The 26,689-nt window shown below is 63.9% G+C and carries 26 protein-coding genes; 10 read left to right on the top strand and 16 right to left on the bottom strand.

Annotated features, from left to right (window positions below; translation table 11 throughout):
- Nucleotides 1-9: 9 nt before the first annotated feature.
- The 4 genes from JV241A_RS22930 to pilG are packed head-to-tail and all read right to left on the bottom strand — an operon-like array spanning nt 10 to nt 3,440.
- Nucleotides 10-2,055: a methyl-accepting chemotaxis protein gene (locus JV241A_RS22930; protein ID WP_134064602.1), complete on the bottom strand. Its 2,046-nt coding sequence runs from the start codon at nt 2,053-2,055 to the stop codon at nt 10-12.
- A gap of 15 nt (nt 2,056-2,070) precedes the next feature.
- A complete protein-coding gene (locus JV241A_RS22935; RefSeq protein WP_115089245.1) occupies nt 2,071-2,625 on the bottom strand; it encodes a chemotaxis protein CheW in 555 nt (184 codons plus the stop codon).
- A complete protein-coding gene (gene pilH, locus JV241A_RS22940; protein ID WP_045193983.1) occupies nt 2,622-2,987 on the bottom strand; it encodes a twitching motility response regulator PilH in 366 nt (121 codons plus the stop codon). Before pilH ends, JV241A_RS22935 begins: the two co-directional genes overlap by 4 nt.
- Nucleotides 2,988-3,029: 42 nt before the next feature.
- The gene (gene pilG / locus JV241A_RS22945; protein WP_010221498.1) at nt 3,030-3,440 is read right to left on the bottom strand and encodes a twitching motility response regulator PilG; all 411 of its coding nucleotides are present in this window, start codon (nt 3,438-3,440) and stop codon (nt 3,030-3,032) included.
- Nucleotides 3,441-3,754: 314 nt separating this feature from the next.
- On the opposite strand from pilG, the gene gshB reads away from it, so the two are divergent.
- From gshB to JV241A_RS22985, 8 genes are all read left to right on the top strand, one after another.
- Complete coding sequence (gene gshB / locus JV241A_RS22950; protein WP_115089246.1) at nt 3,755-4,708, top strand: glutathione synthase; 954 nt, start codon at nt 3,755-3,757, stop codon at nt 4,706-4,708.
- Nucleotides 4,709-4,819: 111 nt separating this feature from the next.
- On the top strand, nt 4,820-5,725 hold the full coding sequence (locus JV241A_RS22955) for an energy transducer TonB (RefSeq protein WP_134064604.1): 906 nt from the start codon (nt 4,820-4,822) through the stop codon (nt 5,723-5,725).
- Nucleotides 5,726-5,809: 84 nt separating this feature from the next.
- Nucleotides 5,810-6,793 carry an ankyrin repeat domain-containing protein gene (locus JV241A_RS22960; RefSeq protein WP_115089248.1) on the top strand — a complete coding sequence of 328 codons (984 nt, stop codon included), beginning with the start codon at nt 5,810-5,812 and terminating at the stop codon, nt 6,791-6,793.
- A 71-nt stretch (nt 6,794-6,864) separates the two neighbouring features.
- Complete coding sequence (locus JV241A_RS22965; RefSeq protein ID WP_115089249.1) at nt 6,865-7,434, top strand: YqgE/AlgH family protein; 570 nt, start codon at nt 6,865-6,867, stop codon at nt 7,432-7,434.
- Nucleotides 7,434-7,865, top strand: a complete 432-nt coding sequence (ruvX, locus tag JV241A_RS22970; protein WP_134064606.1) for a Holliday junction resolvase RuvX — start codon at nt 7,434-7,436, stop codon at nt 7,863-7,865. The genes JV241A_RS22965 and ruvX overlap by 1 nt, the downstream gene beginning before the upstream one ends.
- A gap of 62 nt (nt 7,866-7,927) precedes the next feature.
- Complete coding sequence (gene pyrR, locus JV241A_RS22975) at nt 7,928-8,446, top strand: bifunctional pyr operon transcriptional regulator/uracil phosphoribosyltransferase PyrR (RefSeq protein ID WP_134064608.1); 519 nt, start codon at nt 7,928-7,930, stop codon at nt 8,444-8,446.
- Between the two features lie 12 nt (nt 8,447-8,458).
- Entirely contained in the window at nt 8,459-9,463 is a 1,005-nt protein-coding gene (locus JV241A_RS22980; RefSeq protein ID WP_010221491.1) for an aspartate carbamoyltransferase catalytic subunit, read from the top strand.
- Nucleotides 9,460-10,731 (top strand): dihydroorotase, encoded by a 1,272-nt coding sequence (locus JV241A_RS22985; protein ID WP_115089252.1) that lies wholly within the window; start codon nt 9,460-9,462, stop codon nt 10,729-10,731. The genes JV241A_RS22980 and JV241A_RS22985 overlap by 4 nt, the downstream gene beginning before the upstream one ends.
- A 90-nt stretch (nt 10,732-10,821) precedes the next feature.
- On the opposite strand, the gene JV241A_RS22990 is transcribed toward JV241A_RS22985, so the two are convergent.
- From JV241A_RS22990 to JV241A_RS23030, 8 genes are all read right to left on the bottom strand, one after another.
- Complete coding sequence (locus JV241A_RS22990) at nt 10,822-11,751, bottom strand: IS110 family transposase (RefSeq protein ID WP_134064610.1); 930 nt, start codon at nt 11,749-11,751, stop codon at nt 10,822-10,824.
- A gap of 307 nt (nt 11,752-12,058) precedes the next feature.
- Nucleotides 12,059-13,450, bottom strand: a complete 1,392-nt coding sequence (locus JV241A_RS22995; RefSeq protein WP_115086719.1) for a sigma 54-interacting transcriptional regulator — start codon at nt 13,448-13,450, stop codon at nt 12,059-12,061.
- 29 nt (nt 13,451-13,479) lie between these two features.
- Entirely contained in the window at nt 13,480-14,502 is a 1,023-nt protein-coding gene (locus JV241A_RS23000) for an ABC transporter permease (protein ID WP_115086718.1), read from the bottom strand.
- Nucleotides 14,502-15,560, bottom strand: coding sequence for a microcin C ABC transporter permease YejB (yejB, locus tag JV241A_RS23005; protein WP_115086717.1), 1,059 nt, complete (start codon nt 15,558-15,560; stop codon nt 14,502-14,504). Before yejB ends, JV241A_RS23000 begins: the two co-directional genes overlap by 1 nt.
- Nucleotides 15,557-17,386, bottom strand: a complete 1,830-nt coding sequence (locus JV241A_RS23010; protein ID WP_240047900.1) for an extracellular solute-binding protein — start codon at nt 17,384-17,386, stop codon at nt 15,557-15,559. The genes yejB and JV241A_RS23010 overlap by 4 nt, the downstream gene beginning before the upstream one ends.
- Nucleotides 17,387-17,503: 117 nt before the next feature.
- Complete coding sequence (locus JV241A_RS23015) at nt 17,504-17,785, bottom strand: peptidylprolyl isomerase (RefSeq protein WP_010226518.1); 282 nt, start codon at nt 17,783-17,785, stop codon at nt 17,504-17,506.
- A 116-nt stretch (nt 17,786-17,901) separates the two neighbouring features.
- Nucleotides 17,902-18,963: a 3-deoxy-7-phosphoheptulonate synthase gene (locus JV241A_RS23020; RefSeq protein ID WP_115086715.1), complete on the bottom strand. Its 1,062-nt coding sequence runs from the start codon at nt 18,961-18,963 to the stop codon at nt 17,902-17,904.
- Between the two features lie 548 nt (nt 18,964-19,511).
- On the bottom strand, nt 19,512-20,177 hold the full coding sequence (locus tag JV241A_RS23030; RefSeq protein ID WP_115086714.1) for a response regulator transcription factor: 666 nt from the start codon (nt 20,175-20,177) through the stop codon (nt 19,512-19,514).
- 162 nt (nt 20,178-20,339) lie between these two features.
- On the opposite strand from JV241A_RS23030, the gene JV241A_RS23035 reads away from it, so the two are divergent.
- Nucleotides 20,340-20,966 (top strand): response regulator transcription factor, encoded by a 627-nt coding sequence (locus JV241A_RS23035; RefSeq protein ID WP_134064612.1) that lies wholly within the window; start codon nt 20,340-20,342, stop codon nt 20,964-20,966.
- Here the strand turns inward: JV241A_RS23035 and JV241A_RS23040 are convergent.
- Both JV241A_RS23040 and exaA read right to left on the bottom strand, forming a co-directional pair.
- A complete protein-coding gene (locus JV241A_RS23040; RefSeq protein WP_115086712.1) occupies nt 20,963-21,601 on the bottom strand; it encodes a pentapeptide repeat-containing protein in 639 nt (212 codons plus the stop codon). The genes JV241A_RS23035 and JV241A_RS23040 overlap by 4 nt on opposite strands.
- Nucleotides 21,602-21,712: 111 nt before the next feature.
- Complete coding sequence (gene exaA / locus JV241A_RS23045; protein WP_134064614.1) at nt 21,713-23,584, bottom strand: quinoprotein ethanol dehydrogenase; 1,872 nt, start codon at nt 23,582-23,584, stop codon at nt 21,713-21,715.
- Between the two features lie 260 nt (nt 23,585-23,844).
- Between exaA and pedF the strand changes: the two genes are divergently transcribed.
- A complete protein-coding gene (gene pedF / locus JV241A_RS23050) occupies nt 23,845-24,282 on the top strand; it encodes a cytochrome c-550 PedF (protein ID WP_010226528.1) in 438 nt (145 codons plus the stop codon).
- A gap of 84 nt (nt 24,283-24,366) precedes the next feature.
- Here the strand turns inward: pedF and JV241A_RS23055 are convergent, their stop codons facing one another.
- Entirely contained in the window at nt 24,367-25,518 is a 1,152-nt protein-coding gene (locus JV241A_RS23055) for an acyl-CoA dehydrogenase family protein (RefSeq protein ID WP_115086710.1), read from the bottom strand.
- 16 nt (nt 25,519-25,534) lie between these two features.
- Entirely contained in the window at nt 25,535-26,605 is a 1,071-nt protein-coding gene (locus tag JV241A_RS23060) for an enoyl-CoA hydratase/isomerase family protein (protein WP_134064616.1), read from the bottom strand.
- Nucleotides 26,606-26,689: the final 84 nt, after the last annotated feature.

The raw sequence follows: 26,689 nt of genomic DNA on the forward strand, positions 1-26,689 counted from the left end.
ATGATGCCCTCAACGCGGCGACGTCGGCGGCAGGGTAAAGCCGGACACCGAGCGGCGCATTTCACTGGCCATGCGCGCCAGGTTGCCGATGCTCTCGGCGGTGGCGGTAGAGCCGGCCGAGGTTTGCGAGGTGATCTGCTGGATCACCGCCATGGTATGCGAGATCTGCCCGGCCGAAGAGGTCTGCAGCTGGGCGGCATCGGAGATGCTGTGAATCAGGTCGGCGAGGGTCTGCGACACGCCTTCGATTTCGGCCAGGGCGACCCCGGCATCCTGGGCCAGACGCGCACCGCGCACCACTTCGGCAGTGGTCTGCTCCATGGAGATCACCGCCTCGTTGGTGTCGGCCTGGATGGTGCGCACCAGCGCTTCGATCTGGCGCGTGGCCGACGACGAGCGCTCGGCCAAGCGTTGTACTTCGTCGGCAACCACGGCAAAGCCGCGCCCGGCTTCCCCGGCCAGCGAGGCCTGGATCGCCGCGTTGAGGGCAAGGATGTTGGTCTGATCAGCAATGTCGTCGATCAGGCTGACGATATCGCCGATCTCCTGGGACGACTCGCCCAGGCGCTTGATCCGTTTGGCGGTGTCCTGGATTTGTTCGCGGATGTTGTCCATGCCGTTGATGGTGTTGTGCACCACCTCGTTGCCCTTGTTGGCGATAGCGACCGAACGCTCGGCCACTTTCGCCGACTCATAGGCGTGGGTAGACACCCGGTCGATGGACTCGGCCATGTCGCCCACCGCCACCGAGGCATCGCTGATCTGCTGGGCCTGGTGCTCGGAGGCCTTGGCCAGCTGACGCGCGGTGTTCTGGGTGTCCTGCACGGCGGCGGCGACTTCCTCGGCGCTGAGGTTGATGGTCGCCACCAGGTCGCGCAACTGGTCGATGGAATAATTGATCGAATCGGCGATGGCGCCGGTGAAGTCCTCGGTCACCGAGACCGTCACGGTCAGGTCGCCATCGGCTAGGTCTTCGATTTCGTCGAGCAGGCGCATGATTGCCTGCTGGTTGCGTTCATTCTTTTCGCCGGTTTCGCGCAGTTGCCGGTGCGTGGTACGCACCATCACCAGGCCGATAAGGATGATCGAGGCCAGCGCCAGCAAGCCCAGCACGTAGCCGCCGACAGTATCCAGGGTTCGGCCGTTGGCCAGGTTCTCGAAACCGGTGGCCAGGCGCGAGGCTTCATCGAGCAGGGTTTGCGACAGGCCGAAGATGCTCCCGGTGGCTTCGCGCACACGGAACAGTTCAGGCGAGGTTTCGAGGATTTCGTCCACGGAGCCGGCGACGAACTGAAACAGCTCGGCGATCTCGGCCAGCCGCGCGCGGGCGTCCGGGTCCTGCACGCGGGTAACCTGGATCGCCTCGTTACCGCCAAGCATGGCTTCGAGCACCTGGCCAAAACGGCTGGCGTCGCGGCCGAAGGCATCCGCGGCCTGCACGGCGGTCTCATCCCCGGCCAGTACGGTGTTGACCGAGCCGAGAATACGTTCGGCCAGCAGCGACTGACGCTGGGCCACGGCGACCTGACTGGCCGGGGCGCCGCTCTGCAGCAGAATCTCGACGACCTTCTCGTACTCCACCTGCAACTGCGGCACGGTTTCAGCCAGGGTCGCGGCGACCTGGTGCAACGACAGCACGGTCTGCTCACTGGCAAGAATCGCGTCGCTGTTCTTGCGCAGGTTTTCCCAGTCGCGCAGCACGGCGTCCATTTCCTTGCGCACCGCCGGCGGCGCGGCGGGCAGGCCGGTGCTGGCATCGCCTTTTTTCAGGTAGCCCCAGCGCTGCTCGAAGTCGTTGCGCGCCTCGCTCAACAGGCGGAAGGCCACGGCCTTGCCGGCCGCCGCTTCAGTGGCGTTCTTGGCGATGCGCTGGGACAGCACCCGCAGTTCACCGGCATGGCCGATGTACTGCTTGTCGTAGTTGGCCTGGGTGTTGAGGTAGGCGAAGTTGGCGAACAGCAGGATGATCGACAGGATCAGCACCACGAACAGCGCCGCGATCTGCGCGCTGCTGCGGGAACCCTGGGTCGATGGAGCCGTCTTGGTCGTGGTCACGGAGGTGGCATTCCTTTACAGCGCGACGTCGAGGAAACCCGGCGCCTGGGCCAGGGCGAAGGGGCTGAAGATCGCCCAGCTGCGCTCACGCTGAAAATGCCCCTGAACAAAGGGCGCGGCAGCGCTGAGCAACGGCGTTGGCGGCGACAGGTCGAGGCTGTGCAGCGGAAAATGCTGCAAGCCCAGCACTTCATCGACCAGCAAGCCGGCAAACAGCTCGTCGTGGTCAAGCACCAGCACCCGCCGCTGCTTGCGCGGGGCCGACAGGCCCAGGCCGAAAAAGCCGCAGAGGTCCATCACCGGCAGCAGCCGGCCACGCAGGTTGGCCACCCCGCTGACCCACGGCTTGACCCCGGGGATGCGGCTCAGGCGCGGCTCGTGCAGCACTTCGGCGACTTCACCCATGGGCGCGACGAACCATTGCTCGGCGATGCGAAAGCCGATGCCGCTCCAGCTCTGCAGGCGGGTTTCCTGCAACGGCAGGTCGGCGGCCAGCAGCCGGCAGCGCCGGTCGATGTCCAGCAGCAGCTCGAAGGCCGTCAGCGACTCGCCCATGGGCCGGGTGGTCAACCTTTGAGCACGTCGTTGAGTTTCTTGATCAGGGTGTCTTCGTCCACCGGCTTGGTCAGGTAGTCCTTGGCGCCCTGGCGCTGGCCCCAGACCTTGTCGGTCTCCTGGTCCTTGGTGGTGACGATGATCACCGGGATGTGCGCGGTTTCCGGGTCTTTGCTCAACTGGCGAGTGGCCTGGAAGCCGTTGACCCCGGGCATGACGATGTCCATCAGTACCGCATCGGGCTTTTCGTGGCGGGCCAGGGCCACGCCATCGGCGCCGTTTTCGGCCTTGAGCACTTCATGCCCGTGTTTTTCGAGCATACCGGTCAGTTTGTACATTTCGGTCGGCGAATCGTCGACGATCAGAACTCGGGCCATGCTGTTCCCCATGAAGGAATAGACGCCTGCGGCGGCGCAGCGTCAGGGTGCGTGTTGTTCTTCTGCGGCGAATCCGGGCACATGGGCCTTGATTGCGTCCAGCAGTTCTTCCTTGCTGAAAGGCTTGGTCAAAAATTGATCAGATCCGACGACGCGGCCACGGGCCTTGTCGAACAGGCCATCGCGGGACGACAGGAGAATCACCGGCGTGTCCTTGAAGGTGCTGTTCTGCTTGATCAGGGCGCAGGTCTGGTAGCCGTCCAGACGCGGCATCAGCACGTCGACGAAAATGATCTGCGGCTGGTGGTCGATGATCTTGGCCAGGGCATCGAAACCGTCGATGGCCGTGATGACCTCACATCCTGCTTCGCTGAGCAATATCTGGGCGGTGCGGCGAATCGTCTTGGAGTCGTCGATCACCATCACCTTCAATGCCGCGCCGGGCTGTTCCATAATTGCTCTACCATCGCTGCTCGCTATGAGCGGCAGGCTACAAGTTTCAAGCGGCAAGAAAAAGCAGGGTGAACGCGGCGTGCTTTTTCTTGTGGCCTATGCCTTGTGGCTTGCAGCTGGAGACGGCCGTGCAGGCCACGTGCCAGGCCTTTTTAGCACACTCTGGGGGGTGCATTCCATCGGCCCGCGCCGACGCCCGCCGCAGCACCGCCCAGGATGCGTTTTTCCCTTGACCGCCAGCGCTGTGAGCGCCACCCTGACGCCACTTTTCGTTCGAGCCAATGCGGCCCATTGCCGCTGAGAGGATTTAGCCCATGAGCGTTCGCCTCGGGATTGTCATGGACCCCATTGCGCGCATTTCCTATAAAAAGGATAGTTCGCTGGCCATGTTGCTGGCCGCCCAGGAGCGCGGCTGGTCGCTGTTCTACATGGAGCAGCAGGACCTCTACCAGGGCGCCGGCCAAGCCCGCGCGCGCATGCGCCCGCTGAAAGTCTTCGCCGACCCGGAGCACTGGTTCGAGCTGGAAGCCGAACAAGACAGCGCCCTGAGCGAGCTGGACGTGATCCTGATGCGCAAGGATCCGCCGTTCGACATGGAATTCGTCTACAGCACCTACTTGCTGGAACAGGCCGAAGCCGCCGGCGTGCTGGTGGTCAACCGTCCGCAGAGCCTGCGCGACTGCAACGAAAAACTCTTCGCCACGCTGTTCCCGCAGTGCACGCCGCCGACCCTGGTCAGCCGCCGCGCCGACATCCTGCGTGAATTCGTCAACCAGCAGGGCGACACCATCCTCAAGCCGCTGGACGGCATGGGCGGCACCTCGATCTTCCGCCATCGACCGGGCGATCCGAACCTCTCGGTAATCCTCGAGACCCTGACCGGCAACGGCACCCAGCAAATCATGGCGCAAGGCTACCTGCCGGCCATCAAGGACGGCGACAAGCGCATCCTGATGATCGACGGCGAGCCGGTGCCTTACTGCCTGGCGCGCATCCCGGCTTCGGGCGAAACCCGTGGCAACCTCGCCGCCGGCGGCCGTGGCGAAGCCCGCCCGCTGACCGACCGCGACCGCTGGATCGCCGAACAGGTCGGCCCGACCCTGCGCGAGAAGGGCCTGCTGTTCGTCGGCCTGGACGTGATCGGCGAGCACCTGACCGAAATCAACGTCACCAGCCCGACCTGCATCCGCGAGATCGACAATGCCTTCGGCACCCAGATCGGCGTGCAGTTGATGGATGCCATTGATCGCAAGCTCAAGGCGCGCTGACAGCCGACGCGGAGCAACCGCGCAGAGTGGGGTATCATGCCAGTCGTTTTTTTATGACCTGGGCACCTGCTCTGCCGGTTTTTCCCGGTTTTTGCAGTTGCTGGATACCTGATGACGCTTCCTGCTGACATCCCTGCCGACTTCTCTCCACCCCGCGTACGCCCGGTGGATCGCCTGGGCTTTACCCTGTTCCTGGCGGCGCTGCTGCACCTGGTGCTGATCCTCGGCGTCGGTTTCACCTTCGCCAAGCCCGAAGAAATCCGCCGGACCATGGAAATTACCCTGGCCACCTTCAAGAGCGAAAAAGCGCCGCAGAAGGCTGACTACCTGGCCCAGGACAACCAGCAAGGCAGTGGCACCCTGGACAAGAAAGCGGTGCCGAAAACCACCGAAGTGGCGCCCTTCCAGGACAGCAAGATCAACAAGGTCACACCGCCTCCGGCAGCCAAGCCTGAAGTGCAGCCGCAACCGACGCCACCTAAAGCCGTGGTAGCGACCAAGGCACCGAAGCCGGAAAAAGTCGAGACCCGGCCCAAGGAAACCAAGCCGCAGCCCAAACCCCAGACTGCGACCCCGGATTTTGACAGCTCACAGCTGTCCAGCCAGATCGCCAGCCTCGAGGCCGAGCTGTCCCATGAGCAGCAGTTATATGCCAAGCGTCCGCGCATCCACCGCCTCAACGCCGCCTCGACCATGCGCGACAAGGGCGCCTGGTACAAGGACGAGTGGCGCAAGAAGGTCGAGCGCATCGGCAACCTCAACTACCCCGACGAAGCCCGGCGCCAGCAGATCTACGGCAGCTTGCGGCTGATGGTGTCGATCAACCGCGACGGCTCGCTGTATGAAGTGCTGGTGCTGGAGTCCTCCGGCCAGCCCCTGCTCGACCAGGCTGCCCAGCGCATTGTGCGCCTGGCTGCGCCGTTCGCGCCGTTCACCGGCGACCTGGCCGATATCGACCGGCTGGAGATCATCCGTACCTGGCGTTTCGCCCGCGGCGACCGGTTGCAAAGCAACTGATCTAAGGCTCCGCCTGATGGCAAAACAATAGCCATTTTGCGATGATGCGCGCCCGTATATCCCCCTCAAGAAAGGATTCTGTTGATGTCGCGCATCAATTTTGCCCGCAAAACCGCTGCTCTCGGCCTGGCCCTGGCCGCCTGCGCCCTGCCTGCTGCCGCCTTCGCCGACGCCGCCGAGCTGTCGCAGAAGCTGTACAACGAAGTTGGCGAGTACAAGTACGACGAAACCCCGGCGCGCCTGGCCAAGATCCAGGGCCTGCTCGACCAGGGTGCCGACCCGAAAGGCCAGCCGATGTTCCTGGCCGCCTCCTACAAGATCGTCGCGCCGTTCGAGCTGTTCCTGCCAAAGATCGGTGACGTCAACACGCCAATCCAGGAAAACGGCGAAACCCTGCTGCTGTTCGTCCTCAACCAGGCCGAACAGTCGAAGGCCTCCGAGGCTGACCTGCGCATGGTCAAGGGCCTGATCAAGGCCGGCGCCAACGTCAACGTGCTAGCCCAGGGCGATTCCGCCACGCCGCTGAACACCGCAGCACGCAAGGGCTCACCCGAACTGATCAAGCTGCTGCTGGATTCCGGCGCCGATGCCAAGGCCGTCCGGCCGAACGGCTTTACCCCATTGACCGGGCCGGGTGCCTCGAACCTGGAGGTGATCAAGCTGCTGGTCGCTGCCGGCGCCAATCCGTACCAGGTCACCCAAACCGGCTCGACGCCGCTGCACCATGTTTGCGAACGCGCCTTTGAAATGAACGGCCAGCCCGACCCGCAAGCCGCCCAGCGCATCGCCCTGCTGCTGAAAAAAGGCAGCTCGATCGATGCCTACCACGAGCAGCACGGCACCTTCCCGGTCGGTACGCCGCTGGAAGAAGCCGCCCGCTCGGACAACCCGGACTGCGTCGCCGCACTGATCAAGGCCGGCTCCAGCCTGAAGGCCCCGGCGTTCCCGGAGAGCTACCTGGCCAAGTACCCGCAGGCCAAGCAGAAGACCGTCCAGGAGTACGTGCTGTCGGCCGCTGAAGAGTCGCCAACCCTGTATACCGAAGAAGTGGTCAAGCTGTTCAAGTAACCCCGCAGTAAAGCTGACAAGGTGACGCCAGCACCTTGTCAGCGTGGCCGCTCACCGCCACACTATCAACCATGAAGAACCTCAGCCCGGATTACCTCAAGCACCAGTTCCTGATCGCCATGCCACACATGGCCGACCCGAACTTCGCGCAGACCTTGACCTACATCGTCGAGCACAACGCCAATGGGGCGATGGGGCTGGTGGTCAATCGGCCACAGGACCTCAACCTGGCCGATATCCTCGAACAGCTGCGTCCGGACGTCGACCCGCCGGCCAGTTGCATTCACGTGCCAATCTACATGGGCGGCCCGGTGCAAACCGACCGCGGCTTCGTCCTGCACACCAGTGACCGTACTTTCCAGGCTACCGTCGAGCTCGACGGCCTGTCGCTGACCACGTCCCAGGACGTGCTGTTCGCCATTGCCGATGGCCTCGGCCCCAAACAGAGCCTGATCACCCTCGGCTACGCCGGCTGGGAAGCCGGGCAGCTGGAAGCGGAGCTGGCCGACAACGCCTGGCTGAACTGCCCGTTCGACCCCGAGATCATCTTCGGCATGGCCTGCGAGCAACGTCTTGAAGCGGCCGCCGCAAGCCTTGGGATCAACCTCAGCCTGCTGACCAGCCAGGCGGGGCACGCCTGATGACTGAAGTACGCCTACTGCTGGGCTTTGACTACGGCAGCCGCCAGATCGGCGTCGCGGTCGGCCAGGTGATCACCGGACAGGCCCGCGAGCTGTGCACCCTCAAGGCGCAGAACGGCACGCCGGACTGGGCCCAGGTGGAAAAACTGATCAAGGAATGGAAGCCCGACGCCCTGGTGGTCGGCCTGCCGTTGAACATGGACGGCACCCCCAGCGAGATGAGCGAGCGCGCGGAAAAGTTCGCCCGCCGCCTCAATGGCCGTTTCAACCTGCCGGTGCACACCCACGACGAACGCCTGACCACCTTCGAGGCCAAGGGCGAGCGCATGGCCCGTGGCGGCCAGCGCGGCAGTTACCGCGACAACCCGGTGGATGCCATTGCCGCCGCCTTGCTGCTGCAGGGCTGGCTGGAGGCCAATACCGGGGCCTGAGCCCCGATCATCGCATTCAAGCCGGGCTAGCGCACCGCTCCCCGGCCTCTTGAGGAGCAAGTATGAGCCTACCCAATCCCGCCGAACTGATCCGGCAGATGGCCGTCGACCTTCGCGCCCATCTGGCCCGGCGCGCCATTGCCGAGCCGCGCTTCATCGGCATCCGCACCGGTGGTGTCTGGGTCGCCCAGGCACTGCTTGAAGAACTGGGCAGCGACACCGCCCTGGGCACACTCGACGTTTCCTTCTACCGCGACGACTTCAGCCAGAACGGCCTGCACCCGCAGGTGCGCCCGTCCGACTTGCCGTTCGAGATCGAAGGCCAGCACCTGGTGCTGATCGACGACGTGCTGATGAGCGGACGTACCATCCGTGCCGCCCTCAACGAACTGTTCGACTATGGCCGTCCGGCCAGTGTAACCCTGGTCTGCCTGCTCGACCTGGATGCCGGCGAATTGCCGATCCGGCCGAATGTGGTCGGTGCCTCCCTGTCGCTGGCCGCCCATGAACGGGTAAAATTGACCGGACCCGCACCGCTCGCCCTCGAGCGCCAGGACCTCGCCTCCGCTTCCGCCCTTTAAGAGTCCCCTGCGATGACGCCAATCGACGCCAAGCGCCCGCTGCAGCTCAATGATCAGGGCCAGCTGCGCCACTTCCTCTCGCTCGACGGTTTGCCCCGCGAACTGCTGACCGAAATCCTCGACACTGCCGACTCGTTCCTCGAAGTCGGCGCCCGGGCCGTCAAGAAGGTTCCGTTGCTGCGCGGCAAGACCGTCTGCAACGTGTTCTTCGAAAACTCCACCCGCACCCGTACCACCTTTGAACTGGCCGCCCAGCGGCTGTCGGCGGACGTCATCACCCTGAACGTGTCGACCTCCTCGACCAGCAAGGGCGAAACCCTGTTCGACACCCTGCGCAACCTCGAAGCCATGGCGGCCGACATGTTCGTCGTGCGTCATGCCGACTCGGGCGCCGCGCACTTCATCGCCGAGCACGTATGCCCGGAGGTGGCGATCATCAATGGCGGCGACGGCCGCCACGCCCACCCGACCCAGGGCATGCTCGACATGCTCACCATTCGTCGGCACAAGGGCGGTTTCGAAAACCTCTCGGTGGCCATCGTCGGCGACATCCTGCACTCGCGGGTAGCGCGCTCGAACATGCTTGCACTGAAAACCCTGGGCTGCCCGGACATCCGCGTGATCGGCCCGAAAACCCTGTTGCCGATCGGTATCGAGCAGTACGGCGTCAAGGTCTACACCGACCTGGAACAGGGCCTGAAAGACGTCGACGTGGTGATCATGCTGCGCCTGCAGCGTGAGCGCATGGCCGGCGGCCTGCTGCCCAGCGAAGGCGAGTTCTACCGCCTGTTCGGCCTGACCACCGCACGCCTGGCCGGGGCCAAGCCGGATGCCATCGTCATGCACCCGGGCCCGATCAACCGCGGCGTAGAGATTGAATCAGCGGTGGCCGACGGTGCTCACTCGGTGATCCTCAACCAGGTCACCTACGGTATCGCCGTACGCATGGCGGTGCTGTCCATGGCCATGAGCGGGCAGACCGCGCAACGTCAATTCGAGCAGGAGAACGCCCAGTGACCCTCAGTATTCTCGGCGCCCGGGTCATCGACCCCCTGAGCGGCCTGGACCAGACCACTGACCTGCACATCGATGCCGGCAAGATCATCGCCATCGGCGCCGCCCCGGCAGGCTTCAAGCCTGCACGCAGCATCGATGCCCAGGGCCTGGTCGCCGCGCCCGGCCTGGTCGACCTCAACGTCGCCCTGCGCGAGCCCGGCTACAGCCGCAAAGGCAGCATCGCCAGCGAAACCCGCGCCGCCGCTGCCGGTGGCGTCACCAGCCTGTGCTGCCCGCCGCAGACCAAGCCGGTGCTGGACACCTCGGCGGTGGCCGAGCTGATTCTCGACCGCGCCCGCGAAGCCGGGCACAGCAAGGTCTACCCGATCGGCGCCCTGAGCAAAGGCCTGGAAGGCGAGCAGCTTGCCGAGCTGATTGCGTTGCGTGACGCCGGCTGCGTGGCCTTTGGCAACGGCCTCAATGCCTTTGGCAACAACCGCACCCTGGCCCGCGCGCTGGAATACGCCGCGACCTTCGACCTGACGGTGATCTTCCACTCCCAGGACCGCGACCTGGCTCAGGACGGCCTGGCCCACGAAGGCGCCATGGCCAGCTTCCTCGGCCTGCCGGGAATTCCGGAAACCGCCGAAACCGTGGCCCTGGCGCGCAACCTGCTGCTGGTCGAACAGACCGGCGTGCGAGCGCACTTCAGCCAGCTGACCAGCGCCCGCGGCGCGCGGCTGATCGCCCAGGCCCAGGAACTGGGCCTGCCAGTGACCGCCGACGTTGCCTTGTACCAACTGATCCTCACTGACGAAGCGCTGCGCGACTTCTCCAGCCTGTACCACGTGCAACCGCCGCTGCGCACCCGCGCCGACCGCGACGGCCTGCGCGAGGCGGTGAGGTCCGGGGTGATCCAGGCGATCTCCAGCCATCACCAGCCCCATGAGCGTGATGCCAAGCTGGCGCCGTTCGGTGCGACCGAACCGGGCATCAGCAGTGTCGAACTGTTGCTGCCGCTGGCCATGACCCTGGTGGAAGACGGCCTGCTCGACCTGCCGACTTTGTTGCAGCGTTTGTCTGCGGGCCCGGCCGCGGCGCTGCGCCTGCCCGCGGGCGAGCTGAAGGTTGGCAGTGCGGCCGACCTGGTGCTGTTCGATGCCAAGGCCTCGACCGTAGCCGGCGAGCAGTGGCGCTCCAGGGGCGACAACTGCCCGTTCATCGGCCACTGCCTGCCGGGCGCGGTGCGTTATACCTTGGTCGATGGGCATATCAGCCACGAGGCTTGATATCCGGGGCCGCGTTGCGGCCCAATCGCCGGCAAGGCCGGCTCCCACAGGTCCTGTATGCACCGATCCTTGTGGGAGCAACTGTCTTGATCAGGCTGTTTGCTCTCGCCAAGGGGTATTGTCCCGCAGCATTGCATTCAGCCTGACGATCAGCACCCGCATACAGGCTACGAGGGCTACCTTGGCGCACTTCCCACGCTCCCGAAGTGCTTCGTAGCGTGCTTTAAATTCTGTGTTGTGACGGATGATGATCCAGCTCGACATGTACAGCACTCGCCTTACATGGGCCCGACCACCCCATATCTGGCGGTGCCCTCGATGGCTACCACTATCGTTGTTGTAAGGCGCTACGCCCACCAGAGCGGCGATCTGACGGCGGTCCAACTGCCCCAGTTCAGGCAGTGAGGCGAGCAGATTTGCGGCGGTTACTCGACCGATTCCGGTCACTGCCAATAACTGACGCGCCCTGGTATCGTCCAGTTGCACCATCGCCTGGTCAATTTCTTCGTCGAGGCGTTTGATCAGCACTTTCAGCTGCTCTATATGCTCATCGAAGTGGGCCATCACTGTTGCCGAGCGACATTGCTGGCGACGCCGCTTGTCGTCATCACGGCTCTGCACAAATTGGGCGCGCTGCTTCACCAGCTCTCGCAGCTCTTCGCGTTCAGGGCTGACCGGTTGGCCTTGAGGAGCGCTGAGGTGTGCAGCGAAGTCCGCAAGGACCTCGGCGTCGATCTTGTCGGTTTTGGCTTTTTTACCCATGGCATCGGCGAATTTTCGGGCACGGGCTGGGTTGATGCAGATGGTTTCCAGTCCTGCTGAGGCTAGGGCGATCAACACATCTTTCTCGTAGCCGCCTGTCGCTTCGATCAGCACTCGACTGATATTGAAGTCCTTCAGACGCTCAAGCAACGCCTCGAAGCCTGCGGAGTTGTTGGCCACTTCGAAGCGAATTTTCTGAGGTTTGATGCAGATTTCCAAAGTGGCTTTGGCAGTGTCGATTCCAACAGAAGACAACATGGCTGAACCCTCTTACACTCAGTTGTGAGAGCGCTCTGGCTTGGCCCACGCTTGTGATTCGAGAGGCGCTCAATCAACTGTTCGGGCTCGGGCCAGAGTGGAGAGGTGAATGGCAGCTTTGCTCCCACACGTGCTTTAAGCACTACCGGCGTACAGCTTGCCATTCACCGCTCTCACTTCTGATTCTATTCCTACCTCAAGACACAAGCCGGCCTTGCCGGCGATGGGCTGCAAAGCAGCCCCAAGCCTGGCAAGGCCGGCTCCCATAGGGATAGGCATAAGTCTCTAATAAGAGACTTGATTCCAGTTATTGGGACTTGATTCCCAGCGCCACCAGTTTCTTGTACAGCGTCGACCGCCCCAACCCCAGCTGCCGCGCCGCTTCCGGTACATTCCCGGCACAGCGCGCCAGGGTGTTTTCGAGTAACTGCCGCTCAAACTCGGCACAGGCCTGTTTATAGTTCACTTGCGGCGCCTGGACCTGCAGCGGCGCCAGGTTGCCCAGCGCCGCCTGCACATCCCGCACCCCCAAACGCAATTGATCCGTCAGCAAGGTCGTTCGTTCCAGCACATTGCGCAGCTCACGGATATTGCCCGGCCAGGCATGCCGGGCCAGCAGCGCCTGGGCTTCATCTTCCAGCTCGTGCTGGCTGCCCAGCTCTTCAAGAATGGCTTCGCTCAGTGCCGGCAAATCGTCCAGCCGCTCACGCAACGGTGGCACCTGGATCGGCAGCACATTGAGCCGGTAGTACAGGTCGGCACGGAACTCGCCACGGGCCATGGCCGCCTGCAGGTCGGTGGAGGTCGCGGCGATGATCCGCACATCGCTCTGGATCATCTGGTTGGAACCCACCGGCTCGTATTCCTTTTCCTGCAGCACCCGCAGCAACTTGCTTTGCAGGGGCAAGGGCATGTCGCCGATCTCATCGAGGAACAAGGTACCGCCCTCGGCAATCTGCAATTTGCCCGGGCGGCCCTTGCGCTCGGCACCGGTAAAGGCACCCGGGGCGGTACCGAAGAACTCGGCTTCGAGCAGGGTTTCGGGAATCGCCGCACTGTTGATGCTGACAAACGCCTTGTGCGCCCGCGGCGAGGCAGCATGGATGGCGTGGGCCAGCAGCTCCTTGCCGGTGCCGGTCTCGCCCAGCAGCAACACCGGGGAATCACTGCTGGCGCCACGCCGGGCGCGGCGCTTGACCTCAAGGCTGGCGGCGCTGGTGCCGATGAACTGGGCAAAGCTGTATTTGGCCTGGCGGGCGCGCAGCAACGAGCGGGTCGAGGCCAGTTCCTGCTGCATGCTGGCGTAGCGCTTGAGCAGCGGCGAGAGGCTGCGCAGCTCGTCGAACAGGGCAAAACCGATGGCGCCGATCAGCTTGCCGGCAGCGTCGTGCACCGGCAGGCGCATCACCACCAGCGGCTCCTTGGGGGTGTCGAGCATGTCCAACAGGATCGGTCGGCCGTTGTTCACCACGTCGCGCATCAGGCTGCCGGGGATGACACTTTCGCACGGTTGGCCGATGGCGCTGCTGGCGTCTTCAAGGCCAAAGCGCCGGGCATAGCGCTCGTTCATCCAGACGATGCGCGCATCACGGTCGACGATGATCGTGCCTTCGCTGGACTGCTCGATGATCTCGAACAGCGAACGAATCGCCAGCAGGCGCACCTGCTGATAGTCCTTGAGGCTGTCACTGTCCTGCATGGGCCGCTCCGCCGGAGTAAAGGCTGCGATTATGCCCGTGGATCGAAGGCTTCGCGCAAGGCATCGCCTATGAACACCAACAGCGACAATATCAATGCCAGGGCAAAGAACGCGGTAAAGCCCAGCCACGGAGCCTGCAAATGCTGCTTGCCCTGGGTCACCAGCTCACCCAGCGACGCGCTGCCGGCCGGCATGCCGAAGCCGAGAAAATCCAGGGCGGTGAGGGTGGTGATCGCGCCGGTAAGGATGAACGGCAGGTAGGTCAGGGTGGCGTTCATGGCGTTGGGCAGGATGTGCCGCAGGATCACCCAACGGTCCGGCAGGCCCAGGGCGCGGGCGGCCAGCACGTACTCGAGGTTGCGTCCACGGAGGAACTCGGCGCGCACCACATCCACCAGCGCCAGCCAGGAAAACAGCGCCATGATCCCCAGCAGCCACCAGAAATTCGGCTCGACAAAGCCGCTGAGGATGATCAGCAGATACAACACCGGCAGGCCCGACCAGACTTCCAGCAGACGCTGCCCGATCAGATCGACCCAACCGCCGTGGTAGCCCTGCAAGGCGCCGGCGGCGATGCCGATCAGCGTGCTGATCGCCGTCAGCGCCAGGGCAAACAGTATCGATACCCGGGTGCCATACAGTACCCGCGCCAGCACATCCCGGGCCTGGTCGTCGGTGCCCAGCCAGTTGACCGCAGACGGCGGGCTGGGTGCGGGTACCAACAAATCGTAATTCGGCGTATCGGCGCTGAAGGGCACCGGTGCAAACAGCATCCAGCCGCCCTGACCCTCGATTAGCTGGCGTACGTACTGGCTGCGATAGTCCGGCTGAAACGGTAGCTGGCCGCCGAATTGCTGTTCGCTGTAGCGCTTGAATGCCGGGAGATACAGCTGGCCCTGATAGCCCAGCAGCAACGGCTTGTCGTTGGCCACCAGTTCCGCGCCCAGGCTCACCAGCAGCAACAAGGCAAACAGCCACAGCGAAACCCAGCCCCGGCGATTGCGCCGAAAGCGCTGCAGGCGCCTGCGCGAAACCGGCGACAGGCTGAACATCAGTGCGCCCTCGTGGCAAAGTCGATGCGCGGGTCGACCAGGGTGTAGCACAGGTCACCGATCAGCCTCACCAGCAGGCCGAACAGGGTGAAGATGAACAGCGAGCCGAACACCACCGGATAATCCCGCGACACTGCCGCCTCGTAGCTCATGCGCCCCAGGCCGTCGAGGGAGAAAATCACCTCGATCAGCAGGGAGCCGGCGAAGAACACGCTGATCAGCGCCTGGGGAATGCCGGCCACCACCAGCAGGATGGCATTGCGAAACACATGCCCATACAGCACCCGCTGCTCGCTCAGCCCCTTGGCCCGGGCGGTGATCACGTACTGGCGGGTGATCTCGTTGAGAAAGGCGTTTTTGGTCAGCAGGGTCAGGGTGGCAAAACCGCCGATCACCAGCGCACCCACCGGTAGCACCAGGTGCCAGAAGTAGTCGGCGATCTTGCCCAGCAGGCTGAGCTGGCCGAAGTCTTCCGAAACCAGCCCGCGCACCGGAAACCAGTTCAGCGAGGTACCGCCAGCAAACAACACGATCAGCAGCAGGGCGAACAGGAACGAAGGCAGGGCATAGCCAATGACGATCAGGCTGCTGCTCCAGGCATCGAACGCCGTGCCGTGGCGCACCGCCTTGCGGATCCCCAAAGGAATCGACACCAGGTAGGTGATCAACGTGGCCCAGAAGCCGAGCGACAGGGTCACCGGCATCTTCTCCAGGATCAGGTCGGTAACCTTGGCGCCGCGAAAGAAGCTGGAACCGAAGTCCAGCCGGGCATATTGGCTGAGCATCAGCCACAGGCGTTCGGGCGCGGACTTGTCGAAGCCGTACTGGCGCTTGATGTCTTCCAGCAACTTGGGGTCCAGGCCGCGGCTGGCGCGCGAGCTGGCGTGCAGGGTTTCGGCGCTGGCCCCGGGCGCACCGCCGCCAATGCCCTGCAGGCGCGCAACCGCCTGCTCGACCGGGCCGCCCGGCGCGGCCTGGACGATGACGAAATTGACCAACAGGATGATCAACAAGGTCGGGATGATCAGCAGCAGACGGCGCAGGATGTAGCCGATCATGGCGGGCTCCCCAGGCGCTCGGCCATCTGCGCGTTGGTCAGCGGCGTCGGGCTGACTTCCCACCAACTGTCCAGGCCTTCGTCGTAGCTCGGCTGCACCTTGGGCAGGCCGAAGCGGTTCCACCAGACGGTGGATGAGCCAGGCGGGTAATAGTTGGGGATCCAGTAGTAGTTCCAGCTCAGCACCCGGTCCAGGGCATGGGCATGGTGGAGCATGTCGGCCTTGCTCGCCGCCTTGACCAGGCCGTCGAGCAGGCGGTCCACCGCCGGGTCCTGCAGCACCATGTAGTTGTTCGAGCCGGGGTCGTTGGCTGCCGCCGAGCCAAAATAGTTGTACAGCTCAAGCCCCGGCGACGGCGACACCGGGTAGCCGGTGACGATCAGGTCATAGTCGCGGGCCATCAGCCGGTTGACGTACTGCGAGGCGTCGATGCGGCGGATCTCCAGGGTGATGCCGATCTGCGCCAGGTTGCGCTTCCACGGCAACAGCAGGCGTTCGAAACCGGCCTGGCCATTGAGGAAGGTGAAGGTCAGCGGCTCCCCCTGGGCGTTGACCAGCTGATCGCCCCGGGGTTTCCAGCCAGCCGCCTCGAGCAGTGCCAGCGCTTGCAGTTGCTTGTCGCGAATCAGCCCCGAACCGTCGGTGCGCGGAGCTTCGAACACCTGGTTGAAGACCTCGTCGGGCACCTGCCCGCGCAACGGTTCGAGCAACTTGAGCTCCTGCACATCGGGCACGCTGCGCGCCGCCAGGTCACTGTTGGCGAAAAAGCTCTGCTGGCGAATGTACAGGTTGCGCATCATCTGCCGGTTGCTCCACTCGAAGTCCCACAACAGCGCCAGCGCCTGGCGTACCCGGCGGTCCTTGAACACCGGGCGCTGCAGGTTGAAGACAAAACCCTGGGCGGTCTGCGGCGCATCCTTGGCCAGGTGCGCGCGTTGCAGGCGGCCATCGTCCAGGGCCGGGCTGGCATAGCCGAGGGTATAGGCGGTGGCGGAGAACTCGCGGTTGTAGTCGAAGCCGCCGCCGCGCAGCACCTGGCGCGCCACCTCGGTGTCGCCGAAGTATTCGATGCGTAGCTGGTCGAAGTTGTAGCGGCCGCGGTTGACCGGCAGGTCGCGGCCCCACCAGCTTTTGTCGCGCTCGAATGTGATGCTGCGGCCGTTGTCGACCCGGCCGACCTTGTACGGGCCGCTGCCCAGCGGTGCTTCGAAGCCGGCACCATTGGCAAAGTCGCGGTCCTTCCACCAGTGCTCGGGCAGTACCGGCAAGGTCGCCAGGTCCAGGGGCAGCGTGCGGTTCTGGTTGCTTTTGAAGTGGAAGATGATCTGCCGCGGGTTCTCTACCGTGACCTCATCAACATCGGCGAATTGAGTGCGGTACCTGAGATTGCCCGCACGCATGAACAGCTCGAAGGTGTAGCGCACATCCTCGGCGCGGATCGGCTGGCCATCGGCAAAGCGTGCTCGAGGGTCAAGATAGAAGCGCAGCCAGTGCCCGTCGGGATCGCGTTCAAGCTTTTGCGCCACCAGCCCATACACCGTGTAGGGCTCGTCCTGCGAGCGCACGGCCAGCGGCGAGTACAGCCAGCCATCGACCTCGGCAACGCCGATGCCCTTGTCGATATAGGGAATGAGGTGGTCGAACTGGCCGATCTCGATGGCCGAGCGGCGCAACGTTCCGCCTTTCGACGCGTTGGGATTGGCGTAAGTGAAGTGCTGGAAGCCGGCCGGGTAACGCGGCGCTTCACCGTAGACGGTCAGGGCGTGAACGGGTGCTGACGTGGCGGCGCATGACCAGGCAAGTGCCAGGCCGAAGACGAACAACAGGAAGGGGAAGGGAGCAATTCGCAAGCGCCTGACCACCTGAACCACGACTGTGGCTGAAGCTTAGCAGGTCACTCGGGTGAACAAACCGGCCCTGAGGGCCGGCTTGTCAGCCAGCGATCAATCCTGACGGCTGGTCACTTCCAGCAGGTGATAACCGAACTGGGTTTTCACCGGGCCTTGCACGGTGTTGACCGGTGCGCTGAACACCACGGTATCGAACTCTTTGACCATCTGGCCCGGGCCGAACGAGCCCAGGTCGCCGCCCTGGCGGCTCGATGGGCAGGTGGAGTTGGCCTTGGCGATTTCGGCGAAATCGGCGCCAGCTTCGATCTGGGCTTTCAGTTCGTTGCACTTGTCTTCAGTGGCAACCAGGATGTGACGGGCAGTGGCTTTGGCCATGGGAGTGGCTCCTTGGGGTAAAACCCCAAGCCTAACGCAAATGAGGGTTGGCTGATAGTAATCGCGGGGCAAGTGGGAGGGGCGGTGCGGCGACCCGACTTGCCCCGCGATAAGGCTCACAACCGCTCAGCCGCCTCACGCAGCAAACGTTCGGTCGAATCCCAGCCCAGGCAACCATCGGTAATCGACACACCGTATTTCAGCGGCTGCGCGCCCAGCGCCTGGCAGCCGTCGAACAGGTGGCTCTCAAGCATCATGCCGACCAGCGAGGTGTCGCCCTGCAGGCGCTGCTCGAGCACGTCGTTGAACACCGCCGGTTGGCGCAACGGGTCCTTGCCGCTGTTGGCGTGGCTGCAATCGACCATGATGCGCGCCGCGACCCCGGCCTTGGCCAGGCCCTGGCGAGCCAGGGCGATACTTTGCGGGTCGTAGTTCGGCCCCTTGTTGCCGCCGCGCAGCACCAGGTGGGTGTCGGCGTTGCCCAGGGTTTCGACAATCGCCGGGTAGCCTTGCACGTCCATGCCGAAATGCCGATGACTGTGGGCGGCGCTGCGGATCGCGTCGCAGGCGATGCCAACGCCGCCGTCGGTGCCGTTCTTGAAACCGACCGGCAGGCCCAGGCCGCTGACCATCTCGCGGTGAATCTGCGATTCGGTGGTGCGCGCACCAATCGCCGCCCAGCTCAGCAGGTCATCGAAGTAGCCGGCCGCCATCGGCTGCAGCAGCTCGGTGGCTACCGGCAGGCCGCATTCGAGCATGGCCAGCATCAGCCCGCGGGACAGCGCGATGCCGCCGTGCATGTCGTCGCTGCCATCCAGGTGCGGATCGTAGGCCAGGCCTTTCCAGCCGACGGTGGTGCGCGGTTTTTCCACGTAGGCGCGCATCACCAGGAGCATCTTGTCACTGACCTCAGCGGCCAGACGCGCCAGACGCTGGGCGTACTCGCGGGCCGAGCGGGGGTCGTGCAGCGAGCAAGGGCCGACGATCAGCAGCAGGCGCTTATCTTTGCCGTCGAGAATGGCGCGCACGGCCTGGCGATGGGCTTCGACCTGGGCGGCGAGGGCGGGGGACAGCGGCATTTGCTGCTTGAGCAGCAACGGGCTCGGCAGACGTTGGCTGACAGCGCTGTTGGCAGCGCAAGGTTCGGACAGTGGCAGAGCGAGGGTGGACGATTGCATGTTCTGGATTCCTGGGCGGCTGGCGGGGTCTGGCCCGCGCTGTCGGCCCTATCGAGGTGTTCGACAGTTGGCCGGATTGACGTCATGTGTGTGCGTGCCACCAACAAGTGACCGATCGGAGGCGGCAGGCTGGCCCGAACGGGATTGGCTAAATCGCCAGAAGCTGAAGCGTTGGTAACGGTGGTAGGTGGCGTAGTTCATGTTCTGTTCCTCAATGTAATTCGGTAATTGCCGGGGCCTTGAAACGCAAAACCCCCGGTCGGGGGGCCGACCGGGGGTTGAGTATTCTCGTGTTCGGCGGCCCCTTGAAAGTGGGCGCCGGTGTGGGTATCAGCGGCGCCTGTGGCTAAACCAATACCCAAAATAAAACGCTGCCGGGGAGGCGGTCGCGCACTCGACAGCCGCCACAGGGCGCGACAAGCGACCGGTGCTGCAAGCGTGAGTGAGGGTGATGTGCGACATGTGACTCTCCAGTTGATGGTCCCGAGCTTACTTCAGGCGTTACCGTGGTTTCAATGGCTAATTTGCATGAATACGATATGCCAGGGCTATCGCCGCAGGTAGGCGGTGAAGTCGATGTCGCCGGCACTGAGGATCGCCTGCACGCGGTTGTGCACATTGAGCTTGCGCAGAATCGCCGACACGTGAGCCTTGACCGTGGTTTCGGCGATGTCGAGGTTGTAGGCGATCTGCTTGTTCGATTCACCCTTGGTCATGCGTTCGAGCACCAGCAATTGCTTGCGGGTCAGGGCTTGCAGCAGTTCCGGGGCAAAGCCCTGGTGTTCGCCATGGCTGCGCCGGCTGCTACTTTTCTGGGTGCGGATGATGTCCGGTGGCAGGTAGACGTTGCCGTTGAGGATCTGCTCGATGGCCTCGGTCATCTGCGAGCGCGGCGAGGACTTGGTGATAAAGCCGACGGCGCCGTAAGTGATGGCCTGCAGTACCACCTGCTTGTCCTGTTCGGCCGAAACGATCACCACCGGGATGGTCGGCGCCTCGTTGCGCAGGTTGATCAGCCCGCCCAGGCCATGCATGCCGGGCATGTTCAGGTCGAGCAGGATCAGGTCGAGGTCATCGTGATCGCCGGTGATCGCCAGGGCGCTGTCGAGGTCGGCGGTTTCCATCACCTCGCTGCCGGGAAAGCCGTCGCTGATGACATTGTGGATGGCCTCGCGAAACAACGGGTGGTCGTCGGCGATCAGGATCTTGTACATGGCTTTGCACCTTATTGTTGTGGTTGTGCTGCACCCCTGTATTACAGGCCAGGTGCAACGCTTTGGGAATGCGACCATCGACAAGCAAAACAGTACCAAAGTAGTAGTCGGGCGCCCAGATGGGCGATCTAGCATGGGGAAAACCCGCAGGAGCACGTTGAGATGGCCATTTTACTGGTCGATGATCACCCCATGCTGCGTCTGGGCCTGGCCTCTGCGCTGCAACAGGGCCTGGAGGGCATGGCGATCATTGAGGCGGCCAGCGGCGAAGAGGCCCTGCACAAGGTCGGCGAGCAGTTGCCGGGGCTGGTGATCATGGACTTCGACCTGCCCGGGATCAGCGGCCTGGAAACCACCCGGCGCCTGCGCCAGCGCCTGCCGCAACTGCGTGTGCTGTTTTTCAGCGAGCACACTGACCTGGGCCTGGTGCGCCAGGCCATGGAGGCGGGCGCCTGTGGCTTTCTGTCCAAGGTGGCGGGGCCAGCGGTGCTGTTGGAAGCTGTGCGCCGGGTACTGTCCGGGCGTGCCTACATCGAACAGGCATTGGCCACCGACCTGGCTTGCCAAGGGCGTCATACCCGCGTGCAAGGCCTGACCCCGCGCGAAACCGAAATCTTCCTGATGCTGGCCAAGGGTACGCCGACCCGGCTGATCGCCGAGCAGTTGTGCATCAGCGCCAAGACTGTGTCCAACTGCCTGACCCTGCTCAAGAGCAAACTGCAGGTCGCTTCCCAGGCCGAGATGGTGCACCTGGCGATCGAGGCGGGCCTGTTGCGCATTGCCGCTTAATCCCAGGTTTTCGGGCAACCCTGGCAGCCTTCCATGTTGCTGTCCTGAAAGTTGGCGTAGTGCTGACGGCTGCCGCGCAGGTCGGCCTGTTCCAGGTTGCTTTCGCCGAACTTGGCTTCCTGCAGGTTGGCGTCGGCAAGGTTGGCGCCCTTGAGGTCGGCCTTGCTCAACCAGGTCATTTCCAGGTCGGCGGCCTGCAATTTGCTGTTGTGCAGTTTGGCCCCGGAGAGGCGGGCGAACTCCAGGTAGGCGGCGCTCAAGTCGGCGTTCTCGAAGTTGGCGCCCTGGGCGAACATGCCCCAGGCTTGTACGGCAACCAGCTTGGCGTCACGCAGGTCGGCCAGGCGCAGGTTGCTTTGCTGCAGGCTGGCACGGGTGAGGTTGGCGCCTTGCAGCTGGGCCTTTTCCAGGTTGGCCAGGTCCAGGCGCGCATGACGCAAATTCGCCCCGCGCAGGTCGGCACCGGCCAGGTTCATCTTGCGCAGGTCCTGGTTGCTCAGGTCGGCGTTGCGCAGGTTGGCGTTGGGGCACTGACTCTCTTGGGCGATGGTGCAGCCGTTGATGGTCAATGAGGCGTCGTCATCGGCGAGGGCGGGGGTGCAGGCCAGGGTGAGCAGTAGCGGGAGGTATTTCATGGGGATCTCCTGGGGCTGGGCGATAGCAATCGCTGGCAAGCCAGCTCCCACAGGGTTTGGTATGCACCGATCCACTGTGGGAGCCGGCCTTGCCGGCGAGAGGGCGTCAAATCAGCGCTGGGCTGTCTTGGTGTCCCAGGCCGGGATCTTGAACACCCAGAACGAGCCACCCTGAGCCACCGGCTTGGTCAGCTCGGCCATGTCGCCACCCCACAGCGGTACCGCGCCGCCATAGCCGACCGTCACGCCGATGTACTGCTCACCGTCCTGTTCCCAGGTGATCGGCGGCGAGACGATGCCGCTGCCGGTCTGGAATTTCCACAGCTCTTCGCCCGTCTTGGCGTTGAAGGCCTTGAAGTAGCCGTCACCGGTGCCGGTGAACACCAGGTTGCCCTTGGTCGCCAGCACCCCGGCCCACAGTGGCAGGCGCTCCTTGTGCTCCCAGACCATCTTGCCGGTGGTCGGGTCCATGGCCCGCAGCGAGCCGACGTGATCCTCGTACATGCGCTTGATGCGAAAACCCATGCCCAGGTAGGCCGAACCTTTCTTGTAGTTGACCTCTTCGGTCCAGTATTCCTCTTTCCACTGGTTCGACGGCACATAGAACAGGCCAGTGTCCTGGCTGTAGGCCATGGGGTTCCAGTTCTTGCCACCGAGGAACGGCGGCGACACTTCCACTGGCTTGCCCTTGGTCTGCCCTGGCTCGGGCTTGGCCGGGCGCTGGCCGGGGTTTTCTACCGGGCGGCCGGTCTTGAGGTCGATATGGCTGGCCCAGGTGATGTTGTCGGCGAACGGGAAGGCGTTCTTCAGCTTGCCGTCGGTGCGGTCGACGACGTAGAAGAAGCCGTTGCGGTCGGCATGGGCGGTGGCCTTGTACTGCTTGCCGTCCTTGTCCTTGTAGTCGAACAGCACCAACTCGTTGTTGCCGGAGAAGTCCCAGGCGTCATTGGGGGTGTGCTGGTAGAACCACTTGACCTCGCCGGTGCTCGGGTCGACACCGACCTGGCCGGAGGTGTAAAGGCTGTCGTAGTCGTGCGGGTTGCCGTCTTTGGATGTGCGCGCCCAGGTGTTCCAGGGGCCGGGGTTGCCGGCGCCGACGATGATGGTGTTGGTCTCGGCATCGAAACTTGCGCTTTGCCACGGGGCACCGCCGCCATGGCTCCAGGCCTCGACCTTGCCGGTCTCGGTGGTCGGGTCGTTGGGCCAGGATGGCGCCTTGACGTCGCCGGTGGGGGTACTGTCCTTGCCGTTCAGGCGGCCCATATGGCCTTCGACGAAGGGCCGCATCCATACCTCGTCACCGGTCTCCGGGTCACGGGCATACAGCTGGCCGACCACGCCGAACTCATCGCCGGAGCTGCCGTGAATCAGCAGCACCTTGCCACTCTTCTGGTCCTTGATCAGGGTCGGGGCGCCGGTCATGGTGTAGCCGGCGCTGTGGTCGCCGAACTTCTTCTTCCACACCACCTTGCCGGTGTCCTTGTTCAGGGCAATGACCTGGGCATCGAGGGTGCCGAAGTAGATCTTGTCGCCATAGATGGCGGCGCCGCGGTTGACCACGTCGCAGCACGGGCGAATGTTGTCCGGCAGGCGATGGTTGTAGGTCCACAGGCGCTTGCCGGTCTTGGCGTCGAGGGCAAATACCCGCGAGTAGGAGCCGGTGACGTAGATCACCCCGTCATTGACGATGGCCTGGGACTCCTGGCCGCGCTGCTTCTCATCACCAAAGGAGTACGACCAGGCCGGGGTCAGCTTGAACACGTTCTGGTCGTTGACCTGGGCCAGCGGGCTCCAGCGCTGGGCATTGGTGCCCATGCCGTACTGCAGCACGTTGCCGGTGCTCTTGTGGTCGTCGGCGATGTCTTCCCAGCTCACCGGTTTTGCCAGGGCATGCGGGGCCAGGGCCAGGCTGCCGAGCAGGAGGACGGTGTGCACGGCGGCAGACAGCGGAGAAAGGGCGGCGGGTAACGATCTTATTGTCATGGTTGGAGTTCCCAATGAAGGTTTTGGCCTGCATAGCCTGGAACGCCAAGGGTGGGATCGATACGGAAAATCTCCCGGCTTTCACGGGAGAATTTCCCAAGCCGGACATGATTTGGCACTGCCCCACAAGCGCTACTACCAAGGGAGGAGGCTGCGACCACCAAAGCAGCATGGGGCCCTTGCCAGGGCCTTCCTAAGATGCCGGCACAACCTTTCAGCCGAGAGGTTCTTGCGTGCAAACAGCAGTCGAGGGCAGAACAATGAAAACAGCAAAACACGCCTGGTTGAGCCTGATCGTCGGTGTCGGCCTGATGAGCAGCGCCGGGGCTTTCGCCCATGGCAACGTCACGCCGACCGCGGTCAATACCGGCAACCTGGAAAAGCTCGGTGATCAGTGGCGCGCAGAAAACCCTTACCGCAACAGCAAGGACCACGACGAGGCGGTGTCGATCGGCGCTTCGGCCTATAACCAGAACTGCGCCGCCTGCCACGGCCTGGAGGCCAAGTCCGGTGGCATCGCGCCGGACCTGCGCCTGCTCGATGAAGGCGCCGCCGGTGATGAGTGGTTCGTTGAGCGGGTGCGCAATGGCGCGGTACGCGATGGCCGGGTGTACATGCCGAAGATGGCCGACTACCTCAGCCAGGAGGCGTTATGGGCGGTGCGCAGCTACCTCGACAGTGTGCACGTCGAGGAGTGACTGTAGGAGCGGGCTTGTCCCGCGATGCGATATCACGGTTGAATCGCTATCGCGGGGCAAGCCCGCTCCTACAGTAGGCCGTGTTTACAAAGTGTAGTGCTTCAACTCCCGCGCAATCAGCATGCGCTGGATCTCGCTGGAGCCTTCGTAGATCTGGGTAATGCGCGCATCCCGGTAGTAGCGCTCGACCGGGTAGTCCTCCAGATACCCATAACCGCCATGCACCTGAATCGCCTTGGAGCACACCCGCTCGGCCATTTCCGAGGCGAACAGCTTGGCCTGTGAGGCTTCACTCAGGCATGGCTTGCCGGCGCTGCGCAGGCGCGCGGCGTGGAGGATCAACAGCCGCGCGGCGTTGATCTGCACCTGCATGTCGGCCAGCAGGTTGGCGATGCTCTGGTGCTCGTTGATCGGCTTGCCGAACTGGATGCGGTCACGCGAATACACCAGCGCCGCCTCGAACGCCGCGCGGGCAATGCCCAGGGCCTGGGCGGCGATGCCGATACGCCCGCCTTCGAGGTTGGACAGGGCAATGGCCAGGCCCTTGCCGCGTTCGCCGAGCATGTTGGCGGCGGGGATGCGGCAATTGTTCAGGGTCACCGCGCAGGTGTCGGAGGCGCGGATGCCCATCTTGTGTTCGCTGCGATCGACCACGAAGCCTTCGTTATCGGTGGGCACCAGAAAGGCCGAGATGCCTTTTTTGCCCAGCTCCGGGTCGGTGACGGCGAAGACGATGGCCAGCCCGGCACGCCGGGCATTGCTGACGAACTGCTTGGCGCCGTTGATCACCCAGTGCTCGCCCTGCAGCTCGGCGCGGGTGCGCAGGTTGTGGGCTTCGGAGCCGGCCTGCGGCTCGGTCAGGCAGAAGCAGCCAATCACTTGCCCGCTGGCCAGGCGTTCGAGCCAGGTCTGTTGCTGCTCGGCGTTGCCATAGGCGAGCAGGGGGCCGCAGCCCACCGAATTGTGGATGCTCATCAGCGCGCCGGTGGCGCCATCGCCGGCGGCGATCTCCTCGACCGCCAGGGCATAGGCGACATAGTCGGTGTAGCTGCCGCCCCATTGCTCGGGCACGACCATGCCGAGCAGGCCCAGCTCGCCCATCTTCTGCACCACGCCGTCATCGATCCAGCCGGCCTTTTCCCAGGCCTGGGCATGGGGGGCGATTTCGCCGCGGGCGAAATCCCGGGCCATGTCGCGGATCATGATCTGTTCTTCAGTCAGTTCCAGGTCTTGCATCTGCGTACTCCAGGCCTCAGAGGCCTTCGAAGAATTGATCCACGCGCTGGCGGCTGAGGCCGGCGAGGGTGGCGGGGTTCCAGCGTGGCTGCTTGTCCTTGTCGATGATCAGCGCACGCACGCCTTCGATCAGGTCGCCATGCTCGAACCACTGGCGGTCCAGATGCAGCTCCATGGCAAAGCAGTCTTCCAGGCTCAGGTGGCGGCCACGGCGGAGCATCTCCAGGGTCACGGCCACAGCCAGCGGCGAGCGGCTGTCCAGCAGGTCGGCGGTTTTCACCGCCCAGTCGTGGCTGTCGGCCACGGTGACTGCCCGCAACTGCTCCACGATACTGCCAACATCGGGCAGGGCGAAGAAGTGATCGATGGCCGGACGCAGCTTGGCCAGCGGCGCGTCTTCGAGCACCTGGGTGCCGAGTTTGGCCAGCGCCCCTTGCAGGTCCTTGAGCGGGTATTCACCAAAGCTCAGGGTGTTCAGGCGTTCATCGAGGCTGGCGAGCTTGCTGCTGTCCAGGTACCAGTCGGCCAGGCCGCAGTACAGCGCATCGGCCGCCTGCACCTGCACGCCGCTGACCCCCAGGTAGGTGCCCAGCTCGCCGGGAATGCGCGAGAGAAAATAGCTGCCGCCCACATCAGGGAAGTAGCCGATGGCGGTTTCCGGCATGGCCAGGCGGCTGCGCTCGGTGACCACCCGCAGGTCGGCGCCCTGGGCCAGGCCCATGCCGCCGCCGAGGGTGAAGCCGTCCATCAGGGCGAGGATCGGCTTGGGGTAATGGTGGATGCACAGGTCGAGGGCGTATTCCTCGACGAAGAAATCCCGGTGCAGGCTGTCGCCGGCCTTGTAGCTGTCGTACAGCGAACGGATGTCGCCACCGGCGCAGAAGCCTTTCGGGCCTTCGCCACGCAGCACCACGGCGTGCACCTGGGTATCGGCGGCCCAGGCGTCCAGTTGGTGCTGCAGGCTGCGGACCATGTCCAGGGTCAGGGCGTTGAGGCCGGTGGGGCGGTTGAGGGTCAAGTGACCGATATGATTGCGAACCTCGGCCAGTACATGGGCTTCGGTTGGCGCTTGAGCGTGCGCGGTCATCGCTGTCTCCCTGCTTTGTTATTGATTTTCCACGTGTTTTAACACGGTCTGGATAGGCGCTAGAGGATCGAAGGATCGTATCAG

Source organism: Pseudomonas sp. JV241A (assembly GCF_900275665.1).
In the GTDB taxonomy this organism is placed as follows: Bacteria; Pseudomonadota; Gammaproteobacteria; order Pseudomonadales; family Pseudomonadaceae; genus Aquipseudomonas; species Aquipseudomonas wadenswilerensis.

Excerpts from the sequence above, each read along its gene's own strand:
- pilH (WP_045193983.1), bottom strand. The coding sequence starts at position 2,987 with ATGGCCCGAGTTCTGATCGTCGACGATTCGCCGACCGAAATGTACAAA.
- pilG (WP_010221498.1), bottom strand. The coding sequence starts at position 3,440 with ATGGAACAGCCCGGCGCGGCATTGAAGGTGATGGTGATCGACGACTCC.
- gshB (WP_115089246.1), top strand. The coding sequence starts at position 3,755 with ATGAGCGTTCGCCTCGGGATTGTCATGGACCCCATTGCGCGCATTTCC.
- JV241A_RS22955 (WP_134064604.1), top strand. The coding sequence starts at position 4,820 with ATGACGCTTCCTGCTGACATCCCTGCCGACTTCTCTCCACCCCGCGTA.
- JV241A_RS22960 (WP_115089248.1), top strand. The coding sequence starts at position 5,810 with ATGTCGCGCATCAATTTTGCCCGCAAAACCGCTGCTCTCGGCCTGGCC.
- JV241A_RS22965 (WP_115089249.1), top strand. The coding sequence starts at position 6,865 with ATGAAGAACCTCAGCCCGGATTACCTCAAGCACCAGTTCCTGATCGCC.
- ruvX (WP_134064606.1), top strand. The coding sequence starts at position 7,434 with ATGACTGAAGTACGCCTACTGCTGGGCTTTGACTACGGCAGCCGCCAG.
- pyrR (WP_134064608.1), top strand. The coding sequence starts at position 7,928 with ATGAGCCTACCCAATCCCGCCGAACTGATCCGGCAGATGGCCGTCGAC.
- JV241A_RS22980 (WP_010221491.1), top strand. The coding sequence starts at position 8,459 with ATGACGCCAATCGACGCCAAGCGCCCGCTGCAGCTCAATGATCAGGGC.
- JV241A_RS22990 (WP_134064610.1), bottom strand. The coding sequence starts at position 11,751 with ATGTTGTCTTCTGTTGGAATCGACACTGCCAAAGCCACTTTGGAAATC.
- JV241A_RS22995 (WP_115086719.1), bottom strand. The coding sequence starts at position 13,450 with ATGCAGGACAGTGACAGCCTCAAGGACTATCAGCAGGTGCGCCTGCTG.
- JV241A_RS23000 (WP_115086718.1), bottom strand. The coding sequence starts at position 14,502 with ATGTTCAGCCTGTCGCCGGTTTCGCGCAGGCGCCTGCAGCGCTTTCGG.
- yejB (WP_115086717.1), bottom strand. The coding sequence starts at position 15,560 with ATGATCGGCTACATCCTGCGCCGTCTGCTGCTGATCATCCCGACCTTG.
- JV241A_RS23015 (WP_010226518.1), bottom strand. The coding sequence starts at position 17,785 with ATGGCCAAAGCCACTGCCCGTCACATCCTGGTTGCCACTGAAGACAAG.
- JV241A_RS23020 (WP_115086715.1), bottom strand. The coding sequence starts at position 18,963 with ATGCAATCGTCCACCCTCGCTCTGCCACTGTCCGAACCTTGCGCTGCC.
- JV241A_RS23030 (WP_115086714.1), bottom strand. The coding sequence starts at position 20,177 with ATGTACAAGATCCTGATCGCCGACGACCACCCGTTGTTTCGCGAGGCC.
- JV241A_RS23035 (WP_134064612.1), top strand. The coding sequence starts at position 20,340 with ATGGCCATTTTACTGGTCGATGATCACCCCATGCTGCGTCTGGGCCTG.
- JV241A_RS23040 (WP_115086712.1), bottom strand. The coding sequence starts at position 21,601 with ATGAAATACCTCCCGCTACTGCTCACCCTGGCCTGCACCCCCGCCCTC.
- exaA (WP_134064614.1), bottom strand. The coding sequence starts at position 23,584 with ATGACAATAAGATCGTTACCCGCCGCCCTTTCTCCGCTGTCTGCCGCC.
- pedF (WP_010226528.1), top strand. The coding sequence starts at position 23,845 with ATGAAAACAGCAAAACACGCCTGGTTGAGCCTGATCGTCGGTGTCGGC.
- JV241A_RS23055 (WP_115086710.1), bottom strand. The coding sequence starts at position 25,518 with ATGCAAGACCTGGAACTGACTGAAGAACAGATCATGATCCGCGACATG.
- JV241A_RS23060 (WP_134064616.1), bottom strand. The coding sequence starts at position 26,605 with ATGACCGCGCACGCTCAAGCGCCAACCGAAGCCCATGTACTGGCCGAG.